Source organism: Streptococcus sanguinis (genome assembly GCA_013378335.1).
GTDB classification, from domain to species: Bacteria; Bacillota; Bacilli; order Lactobacillales; family Streptococcaceae; genus Streptococcus; species Streptococcus sanguinis_I.
In genome coordinates, this window is record CP040556.1 from 431,402 (window position 1) to 457,433 (window position 26,032).

Annotated in this window: 16 protein-coding genes and 4 pseudogenes; 17 read left to right on the forward strand and 3 right to left on the reverse strand. The window is 43.1% G+C overall.

The window, feature by feature from the left end:
• The first annotated feature begins 101 nt into the window (after positions 1–101).
• Positions 102–317, forward strand: coding sequence for a hypothetical protein (locus tag FFV08_02345; GenBank protein ID QLB51613.1), 216 nt, complete (start codon positions 102–104; stop codon positions 315–317).
• Between the two features lie 94 nt (positions 318–411).
• Here the strand turns inward: FFV08_02345 and FFV08_02350 are convergent, their stop codons facing one another.
• On the reverse strand, positions 412–1,152 hold the full coding sequence (locus FFV08_02350; GenBank protein QLB51614.1) for an amino acid ABC transporter ATP-binding protein: 741 nt from the start codon (positions 1,150–1,152) through the stop codon (positions 412–414).
• Positions 1,149–2,714, reverse strand: coding sequence for an ABC transporter substrate-binding protein/permease (locus tag FFV08_02355; GenBank protein ID QLB51615.1), 1,566 nt, complete (start codon positions 2,712–2,714; stop codon positions 1,149–1,151). The genes FFV08_02350 and FFV08_02355 overlap by 4 nt, the downstream gene beginning before the upstream one ends.
• Before the next feature lie 131 nt (positions 2,715–2,845).
• On the opposite strand from FFV08_02355, the gene FFV08_02360 reads away from it, so the two are divergent.
• The 9 genes and pseudogenes from FFV08_02360 to sufB all read left to right on the forward strand — a co-directional run bounded on the left by FFV08_02360 (position 2,846) and on the right by sufB (position 13,255).
• Positions 2,846–4,741 carry a DUF2207 domain-containing protein gene (locus FFV08_02360; GenBank protein ID QLB51616.1) on the forward strand — a complete coding sequence of 632 codons (1,896 nt, stop codon included), beginning with the start codon at positions 2,846–2,848 and terminating at the stop codon, positions 4,739–4,741.
• Positions 4,742–4,880: 139 nt separating this feature from the next.
• Entirely contained in the window at positions 4,881–5,723 is an 843-nt protein-coding gene (locus FFV08_02365; protein ID QLB51617.1) for an undecaprenyl-diphosphate phosphatase, read from the forward strand.
• A gap of 331 nt (positions 5,724–6,054) precedes the next feature.
• A pseudogene (gene mecA / locus FFV08_02370) lies at positions 6,055–6,806 on the forward strand (adaptor protein MecA).
• Positions 6,797–7,965, forward strand: a pseudogene (locus FFV08_02375) (undecaprenyl/decaprenyl-phosphate alpha-N-acetylglucosaminyl 1-phosphate transferase). Before mecA ends, FFV08_02375 begins: the two co-directional pseudogenes overlap by 10 nt.
• A gap of 89 nt (positions 7,966–8,054) precedes the next feature.
• On the forward strand, positions 8,055–8,825 hold the full coding sequence (gene sufC / locus FFV08_02380) for a Fe-S cluster assembly ATPase SufC (GenBank protein ID QLB51618.1): 771 nt from the start codon (positions 8,055–8,057) through the stop codon (positions 8,823–8,825).
• A gap of 41 nt (positions 8,826–8,866) precedes the next feature.
• Complete coding sequence (sufD, locus tag FFV08_02385) at positions 8,867–10,129, forward strand: Fe-S cluster assembly protein SufD (GenBank protein QLB51619.1); 1,263 nt, start codon at positions 8,867–8,869, stop codon at positions 10,127–10,129.
• A gap of 40 nt (positions 10,130–10,169) precedes the next feature.
• Complete coding sequence (locus FFV08_02390) at positions 10,170–11,402, forward strand: cysteine desulfurase (GenBank protein ID QLB51620.1); 1,233 nt, start codon at positions 10,170–10,172, stop codon at positions 11,400–11,402.
• Positions 11,389–11,826, forward strand: a complete 438-nt coding sequence (locus FFV08_02395) for an SUF system NifU family Fe-S cluster assembly protein (protein QLB51621.1) — start codon at positions 11,389–11,391, stop codon at positions 11,824–11,826. The genes FFV08_02390 and FFV08_02395 overlap by 14 nt, the downstream gene beginning before the upstream one ends.
• Positions 11,827–11,843: 17 nt before the next feature.
• A pseudogene (sufB, locus tag FFV08_02400) lies at positions 11,844–13,255 on the forward strand (Fe-S cluster assembly protein SufB).
• A 123-nt stretch (positions 13,256–13,378) separates the two neighbouring features.
• On the opposite strand, the pseudogene FFV08_02405 reads toward sufB, so the two are convergent.
• A pseudogene (locus FFV08_02405) lies at positions 13,379–14,646 on the reverse strand (D-alanyl-D-alanine carboxypeptidase).
• Positions 14,647–14,933: 287 nt separating this feature from the next.
• Between FFV08_02405 and FFV08_02410 the strand changes: the two are divergent.
• From FFV08_02410 to FFV08_02440, 7 genes are all read left to right on the forward strand, one after another.
• The gene (locus tag FFV08_02410; protein ID QLB51622.1) at positions 14,934–16,895 is read left to right on the forward strand and encodes a peptide ABC transporter substrate-binding protein; all 1,962 of its coding nucleotides are present in this window, start codon (positions 14,934–14,936) and stop codon (positions 16,893–16,895) included.
• 191 nt (positions 16,896–17,086) lie between these two features.
• The gene (locus FFV08_02415) at positions 17,087–19,057 is read left to right on the forward strand and encodes a peptide ABC transporter substrate-binding protein (protein QLB51623.1); all 1,971 of its coding nucleotides are present in this window, start codon (positions 17,087–17,089) and stop codon (positions 19,055–19,057) included.
• 226 nt (positions 19,058–19,283) lie between these two features.
• The gene (locus FFV08_02420) at positions 19,284–21,260 is read left to right on the forward strand and encodes a peptide ABC transporter substrate-binding protein (protein QLB51624.1); all 1,977 of its coding nucleotides are present in this window, start codon (positions 19,284–19,286) and stop codon (positions 21,258–21,260) included.
• A gap of 65 nt (positions 21,261–21,325) precedes the next feature.
• Complete coding sequence (locus FFV08_02425) at positions 21,326–22,822, forward strand: ABC transporter permease (protein QLB51625.1); 1,497 nt, start codon at positions 21,326–21,328, stop codon at positions 22,820–22,822.
• Positions 22,822–23,748 carry an ABC transporter permease gene (locus FFV08_02430; protein ID QLB51626.1) on the forward strand — a complete coding sequence of 309 codons (927 nt, stop codon included), beginning with the start codon at positions 22,822–22,824 and terminating at the stop codon, positions 23,746–23,748. Before FFV08_02425 ends, FFV08_02430 begins: the two co-directional genes overlap by 1 nt.
• Before the next feature lie 8 nt (positions 23,749–23,756).
• Positions 23,757–24,824: an ABC transporter ATP-binding protein gene (locus FFV08_02435; GenBank protein ID QLB51627.1), complete on the forward strand. Its 1,068-nt coding sequence runs from the start codon at positions 23,757–23,759 to the stop codon at positions 24,822–24,824.
• Between the two features lie 10 nt (positions 24,825–24,834).
• Positions 24,835–25,761 (forward strand): ABC transporter ATP-binding protein, encoded by a 927-nt coding sequence (locus FFV08_02440; protein QLB51628.1) that lies wholly within the window; start codon positions 24,835–24,837, stop codon positions 25,759–25,761.
• The last annotated feature ends 271 nt before the right edge of the window (positions 25,762–26,032 follow it).

Consider the following 26,032-nt stretch of genomic DNA (forward strand, 5'->3'; position numbering starts at 1 on the left):
TCAGAATTATTTAATTTGTTCGAATTTGGTTTGTTTAAGTTGACAAACTGTATAAAAACAATTATAGTAGTTGATGTAGCTAGAATAGAGAGGAGTAAGAAATGGCTAAATCTAATTTCGAGAAAGTAGAATCTGTTGTTAGTTGGGTACGTGATAAGAAGATCACCGGTTACCGTATTAGTAAAGAAACAAACGCACGTGAAATGTCTATCATTGCTCTTGCTCAAGGACGTGCAAAAGTGAAAAATATCTCTTTTGAAACAGCTCTTGGCTTGATTGATTTCTACGACAAAAACCATGAAAAATTTGAAGACTAAACTTCAAAATCGTGCAACTATATTGCTCATTAAATAAAAAAAGGAATCTGGATTTAGTCCCAGATTCCTTTTTGCTTTTGAAAATAGAAGTAATTTAGCTGAGGAAACGTTGCAAGAATTCTTTGGTTCTTTCTTCTTTTGGATTGGTGAAGATATCCTGCGGGCTGCCAGATTCAGCAATGACGCCCTTGTCCATAAAGATGACACGGCTGGAGACATCACGGGCAAATTCCATTTCGTGGGTCACGACAATCATTGTTAGCCCTTCCTGAGCCAGTTCTTTCATGATCTTCAGAACTTCACCAACCATTTCAGGGTCGAGAGCTGAAGTAGGCTCGTCAAAGAGGATAGCATCAGGATTCATAGAGAGGGCGCGGGCAATAGCGACTCGCTGCTTCTGACCGCCTGAGAGTTGCTTAGGCTTGGCCTGCCAGTACTGCTCGCCCATTCCAACCTTGTTGAGGTTTTCTTTGGCAATTTTCTCGGCTTCTGATCTTTCTTTTTTCAGGACCGTTGTCTGAGCGACGATGGTATTTTCCAGGACATTAAGATTTTCAAAGAGATTGAAAGACTGAAAGACCATGCCTAGCTTTTCACGGTAATGGGTCAGGTCATAGTTCTCCGCCAAGACATTCTTGCCGCGGTAGAAAATCTGTCCGCCGGTTGGTGTTTCCAGAAGGTTAATGGAGCGCAGGAAGGTTGACTTTCCGCTGCCAGAGCTGCCAATGATGGAAATCACTTCTCCCTTATGAACGGTGAGGGAGATGTCCTTGAGGACTTCGTTTTCACCGTAGGACTTTTTGAGGTTTTTAATTTCTAAAATGGTTTCTGTCATGATTTCACTTCTCCTGTCTGCATTTGATTGGCACCTGTCGTGTAGTTGTCTGTGTCGAAGCGTTTTTCAACATAGCGCAGGATGCGTGTCACGCTGAATGTCAGGACAAAGTAGATTACAGCGATGATGGTAAAGGTTTGGAAATATTGGTAGGTCTGGGTAGCGATGGTATTTCCGGAGAAATAAAGCTCAACTACTGAGATAACGTTCAACACGGATGTATCCTTGATGTTGATGACAAATTCGTTACCAGTTGCGGGCAGAATATTGCGGACGACCTGAGGCAGAACAATCTTGCGCATGGTTTGGCCATGTGTCATACCCAGTGCCGTCGCGGCCTCGAATTGCCCCTTATCAACAGCAAAGATACCGCCGCGGACAATCTCGCTCATATAAGCTCCCGTATTGATGGAGACGATAAAAATGGCAGCGATAGTCCGGTCAATAGAAATTCCGAATGCCTGAGCAGTTCCGTAGTAGATAACCATGGACTGAACAATCATTGGAGTTCCGCGGAAAATCTCAATATAGACATTTAAGAACCAGCCGAAGATTTTTTGCAGTGATGCTAATAATTTATTCTTAGAAGCCGGTGCCGTCCGATAAACGCCAATCAGCAGTCCGATGATGAGACCTGTGATGGTCCCTGTAATCGAAATGAGTAGAGTCAAACCAGCTCCGCGTAGGAATTGAGGCCAGTTCTCAGCAAGAATCTTAGTAACTTGGCTGAAGAATGATTCATCAGCTGTTTCACTATCCGTATCAACAGGCTGTTTCTGAATCATCTCATCCATCAGCTTGACTTGGTCATTAGTAGTAATCTTAGCGATAGCACTATTGACCTGCTCGATACGGTCGTCATCCTTGCGCATCCCAATGGCAATGGAAGCATCCTCTTCACCGACTTCAAAACCTTTCTCAAATTGAATCATTTTGAAGTTGGAGTTGGCAGCTTCTGCAGTTAAGGCTTCTGGCCGCTCAGAGATATAGCCATCAATAACTCCAGATTCCAAGGCTTGGCGCATCTGAGCAAAATCGCCCATAGCTGTTTCTTTTTTGGCGCCAGGCAGCTGGTCAATGAGATTGTAGAGGTAAACTCCTTGCTGGGAGGTGATTTTAGCGTCTTTGAAGTCTTCTAGAGTCTTAGCGGATGCATATTTTCCATCTTTACGAACTAGGAGAACTGGCTCGCTGGTGTAGTAACTGTTGGAAAAGGCGATTTCCTTTTTCCGCTCGGCAGTCGGACTCATACCAGCAATAATCATATCAATCTTGCCAGAGGTCAGAGCAGGAATTAAGCCGTTCCAAGAAGTCTTGACAACCAGAGGTTCCTTGCCCATCTCTTGAGCAATTTTTTTGGCAATCTGCACATCGTATCCGTTGGCATATTGGTTGGTGCCTTCGATTTTTACAGCACCGTTGGAATCATCATCCTGAGTCCAGTTGAAGGGAGCGTAGGCTGCCTCCATACCGATTCTCAGATAATCATCGGCCTGGATAATTTGGACCGTTCCTAAGGTGACCAGGAGGGCTGTAAATAGAGTGAGTAATAATTTCTTCATGGGTTTCTCCTGCTTATCTAATAATAGTTCTTCCTATTCTATCGAAAATTGCGGCTCTTTTCAATCCTAGTAAGCCCTTACTTGATAAAAATGATATAATAGAGCAAAGTATCTGTAAAGAGAGGTTGAATATGAAGCGATATTTTTATCTTCTGTTAGTTTTATTTTCCTGCCTTTGTTTTGGTCGGGTTGTCTCGGCTCTTGACTATGATATTGAATCCTATCAAGGCGATCTGGCCTTGCGTGAGGACAATACAGCTACCTACACAGAGAAAGTGACCTACAAGTTTAATGACGACTATAATGGTCAGATTGTTTCGCTGGGCTCGGCTGGCAAGATGCCCAAGGGTTTTGCCATTGATGGAAATCCAGCGGTCTCGATTATGACAAATGGTGAGCCAGATCTGGATATTAATCCCCAAGTCAAAGACTTAGGCGACGGCTATGAAGTCAAAATCTATAATTCAGGAAACGATGGTGACAGAGTTGTTGTCACTGTGACCTGGCAGTTGAGAAATCTCCTTTTTCTTCACAGGGATATTGCTGAGCTCAACTGGACTCCTATCAGCGACTGGGACCAGGGGATAGGAGAGGTCGTTTTGACGGTTTCTGGCTTGAGCAATCCAGATAAGAGCGAACTCTTTGCTCATAGTGGCTACTTTGGTACCCAGCCTTTCGTGGATAAGGATGGCACCGACTATCTGGTCAAAATCAATGGAATTGGCTCGGGCGATAATGTTGAGCTCCACGGTTATTGGGATCGACAAGCGGTCTCTCTGGTATCAGAGAATGAAGACGAGAGCGACTACTTGCCAACCTTTAAAGCTCAAGAAGAAAAGATTGCCCGCAGGACGGTCTTTTATCGGCAGCTAGGAGAGATTTATATGCCCTTGCTGCTCTTATGTGCCATCCTTGTAGCGGTTATTCTTTATTTTGTCTTTGCCCAGAAGATCAAGCCTAAGCAGTCTTATCCCAAGAATGCCCGTCTATATGAGGCTCCTCAGGACTTGGCTCCTCTTGTCTTGGCGGAAAATATTTACGCAGTAGACATGGAAGATGTCAACCCAACTAGGGGCGGCAAGGCTGTGCTGAACTTTGAAAACATGGTTCAGGCGACTTTATTAGACCTGCTGGATAGGGGCAATCTCCTCCTGCAGGGAGATGCTGAAAATCCTGTTCTGCAAATAGCGACCTATGATGGGTTAGCGGACTTTGAGAGACGTTTTCTGGGCATGGCTTTTAACAAGCAATCCCAGGCCAGGGTGAAAGATCTCTTTTCAGCCTATCAAATTTCAGAAGATATTTATAAGCACAAGTCTTCTGCGGATGAGTCCTATATCCGTAACATCGGTAGCAATATCAAGTCCTTATTTACTAACAGTTTGCGCTCCTTATCTAAAGAAGTGCGCTCTGAAGGCAAGCGTTTGAGTCTCTTTGGTCACTACCGGCCTCTTAAAGTTCAGGAAAAGAGATTGCTGATTACTGCCATTATTCTAGCTAGTGCTGCTTTGCTGTTTTCTCTTGGATTTTTATTTGTCTACTTAGGCGCTTTTGGCGGCTTTATCTGGTATTATATTCCTTTGGCGCTGGTGAGTCTTATCTTGATTTTGATTTTTGCTGGTAAGGCACAGCTTTATTGGCGAGATGGCGTCCTGAATGACGAAGGCGCGCACGACTTCTATCTGTGGCGAAGTTTTTCTAATATGCTGCGAGATATTGCCCATCTGGACAATACAGAAATCGAAGGTATTATCCTGTGGAACCGTCTCTTGGTCTATGCGACCCTCTTTGGCTATGCAGATCGTGTCAGCCGTGTCATGGCTCTGCGTCAGATTCACTTGGAAAATCCATCTATGGATAGCTATGTTCAGGCCAACCTGCACTATGCCTTCTATAGCAGTATGCACAGCTTCTCAAACTACGGTCATGTAGCCTCCACAGCCAGCAATTTCTCTGTCTCATCTGGCGGTAGTTCAGGTGGTGGGTTCTCTGGCGGCGGAGGCGGCGGAGGCGGTGGAGCTTTCTAATAGATAAACTCCCTCCTAGCCGAAAAAGTCTCAGTACTGGCTTTTCCTGGCCTTGAAATTGTGATATAATAAAACCTGATACTCTTTGGGAATTTAACTGTGACTTTCCTTGAGTAGACCCTTTTTATAGGAGTATTCTATGTTTATCATTGAAATTTTCATCGCTATTATTTATGGAATCATCGAAGGAATCACAGAATGGCTGCCGATTTCCAGTACAGGTCACTTGATTTTGATTCAAGATTTTATCCAGTTTAAAAATCAAAGTCCAGCCTTTATAGAGATGTTTAATGTCGTTATCCAGCTGGGAGCTATTTTGGCGGTTGTCGTCATCTATTTTGACAAGCTCAATCCTTTTAAATCAGGCAAGTCAGCACGTCAGGTTCAAAAGACCTGGCAGCTTTGGGCCAAGGTGGTCGTGGCAGCCTTGCCGGCTGCTGTTATCGGCTTATTCTTGGATGATTGGTTTGAAGCACATTTCTACAATCTGGTCTCTGTGTCAGTGATGTTGATTGTTTATGGGGCAGCCTTTATCTATCTGGAAAGACGCGAACAAGAGGAGCCTGCTGTGACAGATTTGGCGAAGCTTCCGTACAAGACAGCCTTGCAGATTGGTCTCTTTCAGATTCTAGCTCTCTTTCCTGGGACTAGCCGTTCTGGCGCCACCATTGTCGGCGGTCTCTTGAATGGTGTCAGTCGTTCTGTCGTGACAGAGTTCACTTTCTATCTGGGGATTCCCATCATGTTTGGCGCTAGTGGCTGGAAAATTCTTAAGTTTATCAAGAATGGGAACAGTCTGGGATTTGAGCAAATCTTCTTGCTCTTAGTTGCCATGGGGGTGGCCTTCAGTGTCAGTCTAGTCGTGATTCGTTTCCTGACAGACTATGTCAAAAAGCATGACTTTACAATTTTTGGGAAATACCGAATTGGCCTAGGCGGTGTGCTTCTGGTTTATGCTGCAATCAAAGCTTTGATGGGATAAAAGAGGCAAGTTTAATGTTTCCCTGACTATCTCATGTAGTGAAATAATAGAGGCTGGGACAAAAGTCCAACCTCAAATATAAAAAGCGAACAAAACTAGTTTTCTGGTAATCAGAATTCTGCTTTGTTCGCTTTTCGCATTTAATTATAGATTTGAAGGGCTTAATAATTAAGATTTTTAAAAATTGAAATCTTTTTGTCCCAAACTCTTTTTCTTGTAAGGAATCTTTTCTTTCCAACAACTTCCATTTTCAGACCAATACTAGCTATTTTTTGAAATACGGGGGATTTTTTAGTATAATAGTAGGACTAGAAGTGTATGAGGTAGAGATATGGAAATGAAACAGATTAGTGATTCGACCATAAAAATCACGATTCAGCTAGAAGATTTGGAAGAGCGTGGCATGGAAATGGCCGATTTCTTGGTCCCCAAGAAAAGACAGAAGAGTTTTTCTATACCATCTTAGATGAGTTGGAAATGCCAGATAATTTTTTGGACAGCGGCATGCTGAGTTTTCGTGTGACTCCTAAGCCGGATAAGGTGGATGTTTTTGTTACCAAGTCTAAATTGGATAAGAATCTGAGTTTTGAGGATTTGGCAGATCTGCCAGATATGGATGAGCTGTCTCATATGTCTCCAGATGAATTCCTCAAGACATTGGAAAAGAGCATTTTTGAAAAGAGTAAGGAAGACATAGAAGCAGTCCAATCTTTGGAAACAGCTGAAGCAGAGGAAGGGGAGCAGCTTTCTCAAGAAGTGGCTGATGAGCAGTCAGCAGAAAATGCAGAGCGTTATATTTACTACATCCTGCGATTTGAAGATATTAAGGCTGCTGCGGCCTTTGCCCAGACGGTGGACTATAAGATTGACTTATCAGAGCTTTATAAGTATGATTCGGCTTATTATTTGACGATTTTGGTGGATGTTGAGGGCTTCCCGGAGCGCTATCCTGCTTGGCTCTTGGCCAAAATGCGTGAATTCGCAGATGATTCAGATATCACTCGGGCAGTGCTGCAGGAGCACGGTCATCTGCTTTTGGTGACAGATGCGGTCTCCGGCCTGCAGAAGGTTGAATGCCTATGATTACTTTTCCTTTAAAGTTTATCTTGGTATTGCTGGGAACTTTTTTTATATCGGGGTGATTCTGACGCCCTTGGTTCGGCTCTTAGCCTTTAAGATTGGTGCGGTAGATTATCCCAATGCTCGCCGCATCAATAAAAAGCCCATGCCTAGCAGTGGCGGGCTGGCGATTGTAGCGGCCTTTTCTATTTCTACTCTGCTCTTGATGCCGCAGATTGTTGCTGTAGATTTTTTTGGCCAGACCTATTTTGATTATGTTTGGCCGGTTGTACTAGGTGGTTTGATTATTGCCTTTACAGGGCTGGTCGATGATATCAAAGAGCTGTCGCCTATGCTGAAAATGGGTGGAATTGTTCTAGCAGCCAGTCTAATCTGGTGGTTGACAGATTTCCGATTGGATGATTTTAAGATTCCTTTTGGCGGACCTTTCCTTCATTTTGAGCCTTGGCTGTCCTATATTTTGACAGTGGTGTGGATTATTTCTATCACTAATGCAGTTAATTTGATTGACGGTTTGGATGGTCTGGTGAGTGGGGTGTCCATCATCTCCTTGGTGACGATGGGGATTGTTTCTTATTTCTTTTTGCCCCAGCATAATCTCTTTCTGACCCTGACTATTTTCGTCTTGGTCTTGTCAATTGCAGGTTTTTTCCCTTACAATTACCACCCAGCTATCATCTATCTTGGTGATACGGGGGCCCTTTTCATCGGCTTTATGATTGCTGTTCTGTCCTTGCAAGGATTGAAAAATGCGACGGCTGTTGCGGTGGTGACTCCTATGATTATCCTAGGGGTGCCGATTACGGATACTTTTCTGGCGATTATCCGCCGTACTCTGTCTGGTCAGAAATTCTACACGCCTGACAAGCACCATCTCCACCATAGGCTCTTGTCTCTGGGATTGACTCACCGAGGAACGGTGCTGGTTATCTACGGAATTTCGCTGGTCTTTGCCATGATTTCTCTCTTGTTGAATGTTTCCAGTCGAATTGGTGGCGTGCTCTTGATGATTGGCTTACTTCTGGGTGTTGAGCTCTTTGCTGAGCTGGTCGGAGTTTTGGGGCCTAATCGTACTCCTTTGCTCAATATTCTCCGCTTTATTGGGAATTCCTCCTACCGAGAGGAAGTTCGGCGGAAATGGCGTCAAAAGAGGAATAAATAAGAATAGCTCTAAACAAAATAAAAGCCTTTTGGGCTTTTTTTTGGTATACTAAAGTGTGTAAATCAGCTAAGCAAAGAAAGGAAAAAGAAATGTCTGTCTTAGAAATCAAAGATCTTCATGTTGAAATCGAAGGGAAAAAAATTCTCAAAGGGGTGAATCTCACTCTGAAAACAGGAGAGGTTGCAGCTATTATGGGCCCGAATGGAACAGGGAAGTCTACCTTGTCTGCAGCCATCATGGGCAATCCTAACTACGAAGTGACTCAAGGAGAGGTCCTTTTTGATGGAGTCAATGTGCTAGAGCTAGAAGTCGATGAGCGGGCTCGTATGGGACTCTTCCTGGCTATGCAGTACCCTAGTGAAATTCCTGGAATTACCAATGCGGAGTTTCTCCGTGCTGCCATGAATGCTGGCAAGGAAGACGAGGAAAAAATCTCTGTCCGTGACTTTATCATGAAGCTGGATGAAAAGATGGAACTGCTCAACATGAAAGAAGAAATGGCTGAGCGTTACCTTAATGAAGGTTTCTCCGGTGGTGAAAAGAAGCGCAATGAAATTCTGCAGTTGCTCATGCTAGAGCCGACTTTTGCGCTCTTGGATGAGATTGACTCAGGTCTTGATATCGATGCTCTTAAGGTCGTGTCCAAAGGGGTTAATGCTATGCGCGGTGAAGGCTTTGGTGCTATGATTATCACCCACTACCAACGCCTGCTCAACTATATCACTCCAGATGTGGTTCATGTCATGATGGATGGTAAAGTCGTTCTTTCTGGCGGACCCGAATTGGCAGTCCGCTTGGAGAAAGAAGGCTATGCCAAGCTGGCTGAAGAGTTGGGCTTCACCTATACTGAAGAAGCCTAGTCAAACATTCTTTTGACTTTGATAAAAGATAGGAGAATGACATGACTAAAGAATTGATTCAAGAATTTTCACAGCTACATGCAGAGCCAGACTGGCTCTTTCAACTGCGCCAGCAGGCCTTTGATAAGATTGACCAGTTAGAATTGCCGCGTATTGAGCGGGTTAAATTTCATCGCTGGAATCTGGGTGACGGCCGTATTTCAGAGAGCGAGCCATTGACAAGTGTTCCAGACTTTACAGCTCTAGACGACAATCTCAAGCTTGTTCAGTTGGGAACTCAGGCTGTTCTGGAGCAATTGCCGGCTGACTTGGCAGCCCAAGGTGTGCTTTTCACTGATTTCCACACAGCTTTGGAAGAAATTCCAGAGCTGATAGAGAAACATTTTATGTCCGCAGTCAAGTATGACGAGGATAAATTGGCAGCCTACCATACGGCTTATTTCAATAGCGGAGCGGTTCTTTATGTGCCGGACAATGTTGAGATTGACCAGCCGATTGAAGGAATTTTTTATCAGGACAGCGAAAGCGATGTTCCTTTTAACAAGCATATTTTGATTATCGCAGGCAAGCATTCCAAGGTTAACTACTTGGAACGTCTGGAGACTTATGGTGAAGGGTCTGTTCCGGTAACAGCCAATATCACCGTCGAAGTTATTGCTCAGGCTGGAGCTCAGATTAAGTTTTCAGCTATTGACCGCTTGGGCGAAAATGTAACAGCTTATATCAGCCGTCGCGGTAAGCTGGACAACGATGCCATGATTGACTGGGCTATCGGCGTTATGAACGAAGGCAATGTCGTAGCTGACTTTGATAGCGACCTCTATGGCAAGGGCAGCCATGCGGATATGAAGGTGGTGGCTCTTTCCAGCGGTAAGCAGGTTCAGGGAATTGACACCCGCGTAACTAACTATGGCTGCAACTCTATCGGAAATATCCTGCAGCACGGGGTTATCCTGGAAAAAGGGACCCTGACCTTCAATGGTATTGGCCATATTATCAAAGGTGCTAAGGGAGCAGATGCCCAGCAGGAAAGCCGGGTTCTCATGCTGTCTGACCAAGCGCGCTCAGATGCTAATCCCATCCTTTTGATTGATGAGAACGATGTGACGGCTGGTCACGCTGCTTCTATCGGTCAGGTAGATCCAGAAGATATGTACTACCTCATGAGTCGGGGTCTTGATAAGGCGACAGCAGAGCGCTTGGTCGTGCGCGGCTTCTTGGGCTCAGTGATTGTGGAAATCCCTGTTAAGGAAGTCCGTGATGAAATGATTGAAAATATCGATATTATTCTCGCAAAAAGATAAAAAGCTGGGCCTTGTCCCATATAAGTAGATAGGAGTCTTCATGTCTGGATTTAATGCAGAAGTAATCAAGCAAGATTTTCCCATTTTGGACCAAATTGTCAATGATGAGCCTTTGGTTTATTTGGACAATGCGGCGACAACCCAGAAACCCAAGCAGGTGCTAGATGCCATTGAGGAATACTATCTTAGAGACAATGCCAATGTCCACCGCGGTGTGCATACGCTAGCCGAGCGGGCGACAGCAGCCTATGAAGCAGCCAGAGAAAGAGTTCGCTCTTTTATCAATGCGGCTTCTAGCAGAGAAATTCTCTTTACACGAGGAACTACGACGGGGCTTAACTGGGTAGCTCAGTTTGCGGCTGAACGGCTGCAGCCTGGTGACGAAGTGATGATTTCTATCATGGAGCACCATTCCAATGTCATTCCCTGGCAGGAAGCATGTAGGAAGACTGGAGCCAAGTTGGTCTATGTCTATCTCAAGGATGGTGCTCTGGATATGGAAGATTTCCGTGCCAAGCTCAATGAGCGGACCAAGTTTGTCTCTCTGGCTCATGCTTCTAATGTCCTCGGTGTCATCAATCCCATCAAGGAGATTGCCCAGCTGGCTCATCAGCAAGGAGCGTTTTTGGTGGTGGATGGGGCTCAATCCATTCCGCACATGAAGATTGATGTGCAGGATTTGGATGTAGACTTCTTCGCCTTTTCAGGGCATAAGATGGCCGGACCTACCGGCATAGGGGTTCTCTATGGCAAGGAAGAATTGCTAGTGCAGATGTCGCCAGTCGAGTTCGGCGGCGAAATGATTGATTTTGTCTATGAGCAGGAAGCGACCTGGAAGGAGCTTCCTTGGAAGTTTGAGGCCGGAACGCCAAATATGGCAGGAGCAATCGGTCTTGCGGCAGCCATTGATTATTTGGAAGACTTGGGTATGGATGCCATTGCTCAGCATGAGCAGGACCTGATTGTCTATGTATTTCCTAAGCTGCAGGCAGTAGAAGGGTTGACCATTTATGGCTCTCAGGATTTAGCCCAGCGCTCGGGCGTGATTGCCTTTAACCTGGTCGGTCTCCATCCGCATGATGTCGCGACGGCTCTAGACTACGAAGGAGTGGCTGTTCGGGCGGGTCACCATTGTGCTCAGCCCCTGCTCACCTATCTGCAGGTGCCAGCGACTGTGCGGGCCAGCTTTTATATCTACAATACCTATGCGGATTGCGACAAGCTGGTAGATGCTTTAGAAAAGACAAAGGAGTTTTTCAATGGCACTTTCTAAGTTAGACAGTCTTTACAAGGCGGTTGTGACCGATCACTCGGCTCACCCCCATCATCATGGGAAACTGGAAGATGTGGAGCAGGTAGTTCTCAATAACCCGACCTGTGGCGATGTTATCAGCCTGTCTGTGAAGTTTAATGCTGAAAATCAGATAGAGGATATTGCCTTTGTAAATTCTGGCTGTACCATTTCAACAGCTTCAGCCAGCATGATGACAGATGCGGTCCTGGGCAAGACAAAAGAGCAGGCACTGGAATTAGCAGAGGTCTTCTCTCAGATGGTTCAGGGCCAAGAAGACAGTCGCCAGAAAGAATTGGGAGATGGAGCCTTTTTGGCAGGCGTTGCTAAATTCCCGCAGCGGATTAAGTGTGCGACCTTGGGTTGGAATGCCCTCAAGCGAGCGATTGAAGAAGATAAAAAGTAAGAATGTGAAAGGAAATTATGTCAGAAGAAAGAGTAGAACCAAAACCGATTGATCTCGGTGAGTACAAGTTTGGTTTCCATGACGATGTTGAACCTGTTATCTCGACAGGAAAAGGCTAAATGAAGCGGTCATTCGTGAGCTTTCTGCAGCCAAGGATGAACCAGAATGGATGCTGGATTTCCGCCTCAAATCCTACGAGGCTTTCAAGAAGATGCCTATGCAGACTTGGGGGCCGGATTTGTCAGAAATTAATTTTGATGACTTGATTTATTACCAAAAGGCCTCTGATAAGCCAGCTAGAAGCTGGGATGAAGTGCCTGAGAAGATTAAGGAAACCTTTGAGCGGATTGGGATTCCAGAAGCAGAGCGAGCCTATCTGGCTGGTGCAGCTGCCCAGTATGAGTCCGAAGTAGTCTACCATAATATGAAGGAAGAGTTCCAAAAGCTAGGCATTGTCTTTACGGATACCGACTCAGCTCTCAAGGAATACCCAGAGCTTTTCAAGCAGTATTTTGCTAAGTTGGTTCCTCCAACAGATAACAAGCTAGCAGCGCTCAACTCCGCAGTCTGGTCTGGTGGTACCTTCATCTATGTGCCAAAAGGTGTCAAGGTAGATGTTCCTTTGCAGACTTATTTCCGGATTAACAATGAAAATTCTGGTCAGTTTGAACGGACATTGATTATCGTTGACGAGGGTGCAAGTGTCCATTATGTAGAAGGATGTACAGCTCCGACTTATTCCAGCAATAGCTTGCATGCCGCGATTGTCGAAATTTTTGCCCTTGATGGTGCCTATATGCGCTACACCACTATTCAAAACTGGTCTGATAATGTATACAACCTCGTGACCAAGCGGGCGCGGGCCATGAAAGATGCGACGGTTGAGTGGATTGACGGGAACCTTGGTGCGAAAACGACTATGAAGTATCCGTCTGTCTATCTGGATGGGCCTGGAGCGCGTGGAACAATGTTGTCCATTGCCTTTGCCAATACCAATCAGCACCAAGATACAGGGGCTAAGATGATTCACAATGCTCCGCATACCAGCTCATCTATCGTGTCTAAGTCTATTGCTAAAGGCGGAGGTAAAGTGGATTACCGTGGTCAAGTGACCTTTGGAAAGAATTCACAGAAATCCGTCAGCCATATTGAGTGTGATACGATTATTATGGACGATATTTCGGCGTCAGATACCATTCCCTTTAATGAAATCCATAACTCTCAAGTGGCTCTGGAGCATGAAGCCAAGGTTTCTAAGATTTCAGAAGAGCAGCTCTACTATCTCATGAGCCGTGGCTTGTCCGAATCCGAGGCGACGGAAATGATTGTCATGGGCTTTGTCGAGCCATTCACCAAAGAACTGCCTATGGAATATGCTGTTGAGCTTAACCGCTTGATCAGTTATGAAATGGAAGGATCGGTTGGGTAAAACTTTAAATCACTGCTTGAAGAACCGCATTGCGAGTTAATATTCGAAGATGTTTGCTAGTTCTAGTCCAACATTTACAAAACATACAAAACAACCGCGCATCATTTGATTCGCGGCTTTTCTTTATAGTTTCTCGTTGACATAGCGGACGAAGTCATTCCACCAGACCTTGAAGAAGATGCTTTTTTCCACCTCTTGGCCTGCCACCATTGTGACAGAAGGAGCTTTGTTTTCCAGATAGCCTTGGCCGATTGGCTCAGGGTCGGTATAGGTCAGGGTGCCAAGCTCAGTATTTTTTTTCAGTGGAGCTTGGAAGCCTTTTTCGTTGGTGGAGAATTCCACTTTGTGCTCAGCCTGATTGGCGATGCGCTCAATGATAGTAAAGTCCTTGCTGGCAACGGCTGGAACAGTCTTTTGTTTGCCGTCAATAACGGTTGAATGGCTTTTATTGTAGGCTTCCCCTCGGCCACAATGGTCGTTTGGGTGAAGTTTTGCAAAACATAGTTCATCAAAGAAGCTGTGGCTACAAAGCGTGCGTAGGGGTCGCCGTCAGTTTGCTCAACGTCCAGCACAACAGTAATCATGCGGATGCCATTTTCAGTAGTCGTTGCAACAAAGGAAGAGCCTCCCTTCTCCGAACTGCCGGCTTTGAGTCCGTCCACACCTGAGCGGAAGTTGGACTGGTTTTCCAGCATGAAGTTATAGTTTTCAAGACTTGTCCCCGCAATTTTGGCTGTAGACTTAGACGTGATCTCTGTCACTTGAGGGAAGTCCATAATCAGATGCCGGCTGATAACAGCCAAGTCGTAGGCGCTGAATTTGTTTTCAGTGTCTTTGCTTTTTTTAGATGTGTTAGCTGGGGCAGTATAGTCAGTTTCTTCAGATGCGTATTCTAGAAGCAGCGTATTCAGCCCTGTGGAGTTCACAATAGTAGCATCTTTAATTCCCCATTCTTTGAGCTTGGCTTTCATCATTTGGACGAAATTTTCTTCGCTGCCCCCAACCTTCTCAGCCAAGGCAATCGTGGCACTGTTGGCGCTGGACATCAAGGAGGCGGAAATCAAGTCCTTGACTTTGTAACGTCTGGCTTCCAAAGGGACATTACTGATATTTGGATTAGCTGTCAGATTGTAGGCGTAGTCTGAAATATCAACATAGGTATCGGCAGTCAGGTCTCCTCTGTCAATGGCTTCATAGACCAGATAGACGGTCAAAAGGTTGGTGATAGAGCCGACTTCGATTGGAGTATTAGCATCTTTTTCGTAGAGAATCTTTCCGGAAGTAGCATCCACAGCTATTGCACTTTTAGCAGCAATGTTGTAATCATCTGCTGCAACCTTACTGGCGGTCAGTCCGACCAGAACTAGTAAACATAGGAATAATCGTTTCATTTCTTTCCCCTAAAACAAGATATAACCATTGTATCATAAAATTCTCTTTTCTTTTACAAATCAAGGATAATAAAAGATTACAAAATAAATGTAAAGAAAAGTAGAGCAATCTCTTTTAAAAGATTTTTTATAAAAACATCTTTCGAAAAAATCTCACAAAATAGAAAAATATTTGAAATAATACAGACATACAAGCCGAAAAATAGAAAATTATTATTTTTTTACATAAAGCGTTTGTTTTTATAAAAAAATATTGTATAATAATACAATATAAATTGAGAAGGAGAATGCTCATGAAAAAATCTAAATGGTTGGCCGTTACTGGTCTGACGGCTATTTCGGCGCTAATCTTAGCTGCTTGTGGAAATTCCAGTGCAAGCAATACCTACTCTTATGTCTATTCGAGTGATCCTGATACTTTGGACTATGTCAATTCAAATCGAGCTACCACTTCCGATGTTATTGCAAACTTGGTGGACGGCCTTTTAGAAAATGATGAATACGGCAATCTGGTTCCATCTATTGCAGAAGACTGGACTGTTTCAAAGGATGGTCTGACTTATACTTACAAGCTCCGTAAAGATGCTAAGTGGTACACATCAGATGGTGAAGAATATGCAGAGGTTAAAGCACAAGACTTTGTAGCAGGTTTGAAGCACGCGGCAGATGAAAATTCTGAAGCTCTTCCTATCGTCCAAAATTCCATTAAAGGCTTGGATGCCTATGTCAAAGGAGAGTCTAAAGACTTCTCAACAGTTGGAGTAAAAGCAGTTGATGACCACACGGTCGAATACACGCTCAACCAGCCAGAAAGCTACTGGAACTCTAAGACAACCATGGGGATTCTGTTTCCAATCAATGAGGATTTCTTGAAGTCACAAGGCAAAGATTTTGGTACCGTAAAACCTTCTTCCATTCTTTATAATGGACCTTATGTTCTGAAAGCATTCACTTCTAAGTCTGTCATTGAATATGCTAAAAACCAAAACTACTGGGATAAGGACAATGTCAAGATTGACAATGTGAAACTGACTTATTTTGATGGTTCAGATCAGGAATCCTTGATCCGCAACTTCTCAGACGGCGCCTATTCTCAAGCACGGCTTTATCCTACGAGCTCTAACTATGCTTCTATAGAAAAGCAATACAAAGATTATATTATCTACACACCACAGAACTCAACCAGCTATTTCTTTAGCTTCAATCTGAATCGTAAGGCTTATAATCATTCGTCTAAGACCACAGATGCTCAGAAGACATCGACTACAGCCGCTATCCAGAACAAAGACTTCCGTCAGGCGATTAACTTTGCCTTTAACAGGACATCTTTTGGAGCTCAGATGAATGGTGAAGAAGGGGCGACGAAGCTCATCCGTAGCTTGCTTGTTCCTCCTAGCTTTGTGCAGGTGGACGGTAAGGACTTCTCTGATGTAGTAGAGAGTCAACTCGCATCTTATGGAGATGAGTGGAATGGGGTTAAGCTGACAGATGCCCAAGACAGCATCTACAATGCTGACAAGGCTAAGGTAGAGTTTGCTAAGGCTAAAGAGACCTTACAAGCAGAAGGTGTAGAATTCCCAATCCATATTGATGTTCCTGTGGATCAGACTGACAAAGTCTTAGTACAGCGGACCAACTCTTTCAAACAGTCTGTCGAAGCAGCGCTTGGTCAAGAAAATGTTGTCATCGATGTTCAGCAAATGTCAACAGATGACTTTGATAACTCTGCCTACTTTGCAGAAACAGCAGCTCAGAAAGACTACGACCTCAACATGTCTGGCTGGTCAGCAGACTACCAAGATCCATCAACTTATCTGAATATTTTCAATCCAGAAACAGGTGATGCTACAGATAATATTGGTATAGAAAAAGGCAAAAATGCGGATGTTGCAAATAAAGTCGGCTTGAACGAATACAAAGAGTTATTGGATGAGGCAGATAAGGAAAAACAAGATACCGACGCTCGTTATACCAAATACGCAGCAGCTCAAGCTTGGTTGACAGATAGCTCCATTGTTATTCCTAGTGTTTCTGCAGGTGGTTCACCAGTTGTTCAGAAGGTCGTGCCATTTACCAAGTCTTACTCTTATGTCGGAATCAAAGGAGATGTCTATGTCTTTAAGAACATGGAACTCCAAAATGATATTGTGACAGCCAAAGACTATGAAGCAGCTCTTAAGAAATGGGAAAAAGAAAAGGAAGCATCCAATAAAAAAGCCCAAGAAGAGCTAGAAAAACACATCAAATAAGGTTCTAAACCGCGAACTTTTGACTCTTTATAAACAGTTTGGAATCAAAAGTTTGTGAATACGATAAAGCGAGGCTGAGACATTTTGTCCCAGTCTCTTTTTTATATGACTCTCTAGTGCATTGAAGCGTTTACATCCTGTCGCAGAAGTGCTATAATGAAAGTAATCTTAATGAAAACTGGAGGAAGTTTATGAAAACATCTAAGTTAGCTGCAGCTGCTGGGCTTGTCATTCTCTCTGCAGGAATTTTGGCTGCATGTTCGTTTGGGGGCTCCAGTTCATCTGGGAAAAACTATAGCTATGTTTATACCGCAGATCCAGATACGTTGGATTACACTGTGTCCAATAAACGGGCAACCAATGAGATTATGGCTAATGTAGTGGATGGTTTGCTAGAAAGCGATAAGTATGGTAACTTAGTGCCTTCTCTAGCGGAAGATTGGACCGTTTCAAAAGATGGTCTAACCTATACTTATAAGCTTCGTGAGGGAGTGAAATGGTATACTTCTGATGGTGAAGAGTATGCAGATGTGACTGCTAAGGACTTTGTGACCAGTCTGAAGCATGCCGCAGACAGCAAGTCTGATGGTCTCTATATCGTTCAAAAATCCATTAAAGGCTTGGACGATTATGTCAATGGTAAAATAACTGATTTCTCTCAAGTGGGTGTCAAGGCGGTGGATGATTCTACTGTTCAATACACTCTCAATCAGCCAGAAAGTTTCTGGAATTCTAAGACAACAATGGGGATTCTTTTCCCCATTAACGAAGAATTTCTGAAATCAAAAGGTGACAAGTTTGCTCAGGGGACAGATCCAACCAGTGTCCTCTATAACGGTCCGTTTATCCTGAAATCTATCACTTCAAAATCTCAAATTAGCTTAGAGAAAAATCCAAACTATTGGGATAAGGACAAGGTAAAAATTGATACTGTCAAATTCTCTTACTACGATGGTCAAGATACAGAATCTCTGGTGCGTGGCTTTTCTGATGGCAACTACACCATTGCTCGTCTTTTCCCAAATAGCTCCAACTTTGCCAGTGTGAAGAAACAGTATGGCGATAATATCGTCTACACTCCTCAAGGTTCAGGAACCTTCGTTGTCACAACTAATATCGACCGTCAGTCTTACGAGCATACTTCTAAGACAACGGATGCACAGAAATCTTCTACCAAGAGGGCACTCCTCAATAAAGATTTCCGTCAGGCTCTGCTTTTTGCCTTTGACCGTACTGCCTATTCTGCACAAACCAATGGCGAAGAAGCAGCAGACAAGCAGCTTCGTAATACCTTTGTTCCGCCAACCTTTGTACAAGCCAATGGTAAAGAGTTCGGCAGTATTGTAGAAGAAAATCTAGCTAGCTACGGAGATGAGTGGAAGGGAATTAAATTAGACGACGCTCAGGATGGCCTTTATAATCCAGAAAAAGCCAAGGCAGAATTTGCTAAAGCTAAGGAAGCGCTGCAGGCAGAAGGAGTAGAATTCCCTATTCATCTGGATATTCCGGTCAGCTCAGCAGATACCAATGGTGTTAAGAGTGTTCAGTCACTGAAGCAGTCTATTGAATCCAATCTTGGCTCTGACAATGTGGTAATTGACATTCAGCAGATGACAGATGATGAGCTGAATAACATCACCTACTTTGCAACCTCAGCTTCTCAAGAAGACTGGGATTTGAATAATAATCTTGGCTGGAGTCCCGACTATGATGATCCATCTTCCTATCTGGACATCACTGGTTCTAAGGCAGGTGAAAATGTTGATAGTTACTTTGGTTTTGACCCTGGAACAGATAATGCAGCAGCTAAAGAGGCTGGCTTTGAAGAATATGACAAGCTCTTGGAAGACGCTGCTTCAGAAAACGAGGATATTAACAAACGTTACGAAAAGTATGCTGCAGCTCAGGCTTGGCTGACAGACAGTGCCCTGTTGATGCCGGCATGGTCATCTGGTACAACACCAAGTGTCCGTAAGGTTGTTCCGTTCTCAGGACCATTTGCTTGGACTGGAAACAAGGGTGAATACAGCTTTAAATATGTTGAAATCCAAGATAAACCAATAACGACTAAAGAATATGAAAAGGCTCGTGAAAAATGGGCAAAAGAAAAGGAAGAATCCAACAAAAAAGCTCAAGAAGAACTCGCAGAACATATCAAATAAAGCAAGAAAATCCCATTGTAGTAACAGTGGGATTTTTCTTGTTCTTTTGGACGGGTGTTAAAGAGGGGGGAGTCCATTATTAGAACATAAACAAATGAGAAAACCTGCTACATAGACATGTTAGGGAGTTGAGAGCTACCTCAATATTCAGAAAATTTAGTTTACTTTTTTTATTTCTTGTGCTATAATTCTAAGTAAACCTAAAAAACAAAAATGGAGAAATCGCATGAAAAAAAGCAAAGTATTGGCTTTAGCTGGAGTTAGTCTTCTTTCAGTAGGTCTTTTGGTTGCTTGTTCTAGTTCATCAAAAGGGAACAACACTTCAACATCTTACAACTATGTCTATACTGCTGACCCAGAAACATTGGATTATGTGACATCTGGTAAAGCTTCGACAGCTGATTTTGTGACAAATGGCGTGGATGGTTTGTTGGAAAATGACCAATATGGTAATTTTGTACCATCAATAGCAGAGTCTTGGACTGTCTCTAAAGACGGCTTGACTTACACCTACAAAATCCGTAAAGATGCCAAATGGTATACTTCAGAAGGTGAAGAATATGGCGATGTGACAGCTCAGGACTTTGTGACTGGTCTTAAGCATGCTGCTGATAAAAAATCTGAAGCCCTTTACCTTGTGCAACAATCTGTAAAAGGTTTGGATGACTATGTAAATGGTAAAACAACTGATTTCTCTACTGTTGGAGTTAAAGCAGTTGACGATCATACCCTCCAATATACTCTTAACCAACCTGAGCCATATTGGAATTCAAAAACAACTTCACAAGTCCTGTGGCCAATCAATGCAGAATTCCTTAAGAAACAAGGGGATAAATTCGGTCAATCTACTGATCCAACTTCTATCCTTTACAATGGACCATTCTTGATGAAATCTATCACAGCTAAATCTGCTGTAGAGTACCAAAAGAATGAAAACTACTGGGACAAGGAAAATGTCCACATCGATACAATCAAGTTGTCTTACTTTGATGGGCAAGACCAAGATGCTCTTGCTCGTAACTTCAAAGATGGTGCTTTAACATTAGCACGTCTCTACCCTACAAGCTCAAACTTTGCTGGTATCGAAAAAGATTTCAAGGATTACATTTTCTTCACATCACCAAGTGCCGGTGTAGCCGTTATGGGTGTCAATATCGACCGCCAAAGCTACAACCATACAAGCAAAACAACAGATGCTCAAAAGTCTTCTACTAAGAAAGCGATTCTTAACAAAGACTTCCGTCAAGCCTTGAACTTTGCCATCGACCGTACATCATACTCAGCACAAATCAATGGTGAAGAGGGTGCTCCTTATGCTGTACGTAATACTTATGTACCACCTACATTTGTTCAAGTCGGTGAAAAATCTTTTGGTGACGTTGTAGAAGAAAAAGTTGCAGCCTTGGGTGAAGAGTGGAAAGGTGTTCAACTTGAGGACGGTCAAGATGGTCTCTTTAATGCTGAGAAGGCAAAAGCAGAGTTTGCAAAAGCAAAAGCAGCCCTACAGGCTGAGGGAGTAGAATTCCCAATCCATCTGGATCTGCCAGTTGCTCAGACTTCTAAGCCAATGGTTAACCGTGCGCAATCACTTAAGCAATCTGTTGAAAAGACTTTGGGAGCTGAGAATGTTGTTGTAGATATCCAACAAATGTCAGAAGATGATCTTTATAACATTACTTACTATGCGCCAAATGCTGCTGGCGAAGACTGGGATATCTCAACAGCTGTTGGTTGGAACCCTGACTATCAAGATCCATCAACTTATTTGGATATTTTGAAAACTACATCAACTGAAACTACAAAGACTTACCTTGGTTTTGAGGGAACAGACAATGCTGCCGCTAAGCAAGTTGGTTTAGATGAATTTGACCGCTTGGTAAATGAAGCTGGTAAAGAAACTTCAGATATTGTCACTCGCTACGAAAAATATGCAGCAGCTCAGGCTTGGTTGACAGACAACTCTCTTGTTGTTCCATTGATGGCAAATCCTGGTGCAGCACCATTTATCTCACGTATCGAGCCATTCTCAGGTGCTTATGCCCAAACTGGTAATAAGACAGGTTCTACTTACTTCAAACGTATTAAAGTTCAAAATGAAGTAGTAACGAAGAAAGACTACGAAGCAGCTCGTAAGAAATGGCTGAAAGAAAAAGAAGAGTCAAATGCGAAAGCACAAAAAGATCTCGAAAGTCATGTAGAATAAATCGTTCACTAGAACTTTCTCTAATAACGAGAGAAAGTTCTTTTGAAATTTAAAGGAAACGATAAATGAAAAAATATATTTTTATGCGTATTTTACGCTCACTTGTGTCGATTTTCTTGGTAACGACCTTGACCTATACCATTATCTATACTATGGTGCCAAGAAGGTTGATTTTCAAGCAGGATCCTAACTATAATAAAATAGCGACCAATAAAGATAAAAAAGCTAACTATGAAAACACCATCTTTGAGCGGATGGGTTACATTGACTATTATGATACTAAGGAACTGCAGGAGAAGGCCAGCAAGGAAGATTCCTCTGTTACAACAGAAGCTACAGAAGCAAACAAGAAGATTTATCAGAAGTATATTGATAAACTTGGCAATGGCTGGAAATTGCAGAAATTCCCACTGAGCGGAGAATTCTATGCTGTACGTGAAGTGCCTGTTTATGAGCGTGTCTTTGAGTTCTATGCTAATTTGATTCAAATTGACCATCCAAATGTTATTCAAGATGAGGAAAATCCAAACCTAGAGCGTTATATCCGGTTTGAAAATGATCCTTCTATTGGCTGGTCTCTTGTGGGTTCTGGTACCAAGCATAAGTATCTGCTTTACTTTAATGGTCAGTTCCCATTTGTTCACCAGAACTTTATTACCTTTAATTTAGGTTATTCTTATCCGACCTATGCTAATATCCCTGTTCTGCAGGTTATTACGCAAGGACAAGGACAAACTAAGTCTTCTGAAGTTCAATTTCCAACAGGCAAAAAGACATCGTCTGTTAACATTTACTCTCGTACCTATAAGACGCCAAGCAAAGCCGATTCACAGGACATTGCTAAGTTTGGTCAGGGAGATGCCTATACAGAGACTCAAAGCAACTATCAAAATCCGTCCATGATTACCAGCTCAGCCATTATTGGTTTGATTGGTGTGGCCCTGTCTTATCTGATTGCTATTCCTCTTGGGTCCTACATGGCTCGACTTAAGAATACATGGTTTGACAGTATTTCTACAGCTGGCTTGACCTTTATGATGTCACTGCCAACCATCGCCTTGGTCTACATTGTCCGTTTGGCGGGGTCTGCCGTTGGTCTTCCAGATTCCTTCCCAATCTTGGGTGCAGGAGATTGGCGTTCTTATGTCCTTCCGGCTGTTATTCTAGGGCTTTTGAGTGCTCCTTGGACGGCGGTTTGGATACGCCGGTATATGATTGACCTTCAGTCTCAAGACTTTGTTCGTTTTGCGCGTGCCAAAGGTCTTTCTGAAAAAGAAATTTCTAACAAACATATTTTCAAAAATGCTATGGTACCATTGGTATCTAGTATTCCAGCTTCTATCGTTGGTGTCATTGCAGGTGCTACCCTGACAGAAACAGTCTTTGCCTTTCCGGGTATGGGGAAAATGTTGATTGACTCCGTTAAAGCATCTAATAACTCCATGGTAGTCGGTCTCGTATTTATTTTTACATGTCTTTCAATCTTCGCCCTCTTATTAGGTGATATCTTGATGACAGTACTTGACCCACGTATTAAATTAACATCTAAAGGAGGTAAATAATGGCTACAATTGATAAAAGTAAATTCCAATTTGTCAAACGTGACGATTTTGCCTCTGAAACGATTGATGCACCGGCTTATTCATATTGGCGCTCAGTTATGCGTCAATTCCTTAAGAAGAAATCAACGATTGTGATGCTAGGCATTCTGATAGCCATTGTTCTCATGAGTTTCATTTATCCTATGTTTTCAGACTTCGACTTTAATGATGTGAGTAAGGTAAATGACTTTAGCATGCGTTATATCAAGCCAAATGCTCAATACTGGTTTGGGACAGATAGTAATGGTAAGTCTCTCTTTGATGGTGTTTGGTTTGGTGCTCGTAACTCTATTCTTATTTCGATTATTGCGACAGTTATTAATCTGGCTATTGGAGTTATCATCGGCGGTATCTGGGGAATTTCCAAAACAGTTGACCGCTTCATGATGGAAGTCTACAATATCATTTCAAATATCCCAGCCCTCTTGATTGTCATCGTCTTGACTTACTCTATCGGTGCTGGTTTCTGGAATCTGATTTTTGCCATGACGATTACTGGTTGGGTCGGTATTGCTTACACTATCCGTGTGCAGATTATGCGCTATCGGGATTTGGAGTACAACCTTGCCTCTCGTACCCTTGGTACACCGACTCTCAAGATTGTAACGAAGAACATTATGCCGCAGTTGGTATCTGTTATCGTGACCACCACTTCACAGATGCTACCAAGCTTTATCTCTTACGAAGCCTTTCTGTCCTTCTTTGGCCTAGGGCTTCCTGTAACAGTTCCAAGTTTGGGACGCTTGATCTCAGATTATTCTCAAAACGTGACGACCAATGCCTACCTCTTTTGGATTCCACTTACAACTCTGATTTTGGTATCCTTAACCTTCTTCGTAGTTGGTCAAAACTTAGCCGACGCCAGCGATCCACGTACACATAGATAGGAGTAAATATGACAAAGAATGAAAATGTAATATTGACTGCTCGCGATATTGTCGTGGAATTCGATGTTCGCGATCGAGTCTTAACCGCCATTCGCGGTGTCTCATTGGACTTGATTGAAGGAGAAGTGCTGGCTATTGTTGGTGAATCTGGTTCAGGTAAGTCTGTATTGACCAAGACCTTTACTGGTATGTTAGAAGAAAATGGCCGTGTAGCTCAAGGAACCATTGATTACCGCGGCAAAGATTTGACGACTCTTCGCACCAACAAGGATTGGGAGCCGATTCGTGGTGCAAAAATTGCGACTATTTTCCAAGACCCTATGACTAGTTTGGATCCGATTAATACTATTGGAAGCCAGATTACAGAAGTCATTATCAAGCACCAAGGAAAGTCAGCCAAAGAAGCTAAAAAAATGGCTATTGACTACATGAGTAAGGTCGGGATTCCGGACGCGGAAAAACGTTTCGAAGAATATCCTTTCCAATACTCAGGTGGGATGCGTCAGCGGATTGTTATTGCTATTGCCTTGGCATGCCGTCCTGATATTCTTATCTGTGATGAGCCGACAACGGCCCTTGACGTAACCATTCAAGCACAGATTATTGACTTGCTCAAATCGCTGCAGCAAGAATATCATTTCACAACCATCTTTATTACACACGACCTTGGTGTTGTGGCTAGTATTGCGGATAAGGTCGCGGTCATGTATGCCGGTGAGATTATCGAATACGGTACAGTTGAAGAAATTTTCTACGAGCCAAAACATCCTTACACATGGAGCTTGCTATCCAGCTTGCCTCAGTTAGCTGATGCAAATGGTGCGCTCTACTCAATTCCTGGTACTCCACCGTCCCTTTATTCGCCAATCAAAGGAGATGCCTTTGCTTTGCGGTCTGACTATGCTATGTCAATTGACTTTGAAGAAGCAGCGCCGGCTTTCAATGTGTCAGAAACTCATTGGGCTAAGACCTGGTTGCTCCACGAAGACGCACCTAAGGTTAATAAACCAGAGATTATCGAAAATCTACATGAAAAAATTCGTTCAAAAATGGGCTTCAATCAATTAGAAGCTTAGGAGGAAGGAAATGACTGAAAAATTAGTTGAAATTAAAGATTTAGAAATTTCCTTCGGTGAAGGAAGTAAGAAATTTGTAGCCGTAAAAAATGCGAATTTCTTCATCAATAAGGGGGAAACTTTCTCTCTAGTAGGAGAATCAGGTTCTGGTAAAACTACTATCGGTCGAGCTATCATCGGTCTCAATGATACCAGTGCAGGCGATATCTTCTATGAAGGTAAAAAGATTAACGGAAAAAAATCGAAAGCTGAAGAAGCGGATTTGATTCGCAAGATTCAGATGATTTTTCAAGACCCAGCTGCCAGCCTAAATGAGCGTGCGACTGTTGATTACATCCTCTCTGAGGGTCTCTACAATTACCATTTATTTGATAATGAAGAAGATCGTCAAAGAAAAGTTAAAGATATCATCAATGAAGTCGGCTTGTTGGCTGAGCATTTAACTCGCTATCCTCATGAATTCTCTGGTGGACAGCGTCAGCGGATTGGGATTGCACGTGCCTTGGTCATGCAACCAGATTTCGTAATTGCAGATGAGCCCATCTCTGCCTTGGACGTGTCTGTTCGAGCTCAGGTTCTGAATCTATTGAAAAAATTCCAAAAAGAATTAGGCTTGACATATCTCTTTATTGCCCATGACCTTTCGGTAGTTCGTTTCATTTCTGATCGTATCGCCGTAATTTACAAAGGTGTCATTGTAGAAGTGGCTGAGACAGAGGAGTTGTTCAACCATCCAGTCCATCCTTACACACAATCCTTGCTCTCGGCTGTTCCAATCCCGGACCCAATCTTAGAACGCAAGAAAGTGTTGAAGGTCTATGATCCTGAACAGCACGATTATTCTGTTGATAAACCAGAAATGGCAGAGATTCGTCCAGGACATTATGTCTGGGCTAATAAAGCTGAACTCGAAAAGTATAAACAAGAACAAGAATAGAAAAAATGTCCGAAAGGGCATTTTTTTGCTCATTAAAAAAGATATAGAATGCAAGTCAATTGACCAGCCACAAAGGTATGTAATATCAACCACTAATTTAAAAACAATAATTTTTTAAAAAAATTGGGAAAAGGTATTGACAGGGTGGTGGTATAGGTGATATACTAATATAGTTGTCGCGAAAGACAAAGCCCTTTGAAAACTGAACAAGACGAACCAAGTGCAGGGTGACATAGAGATATGTAACCTGTCAAAAGAACGAAAATAAATC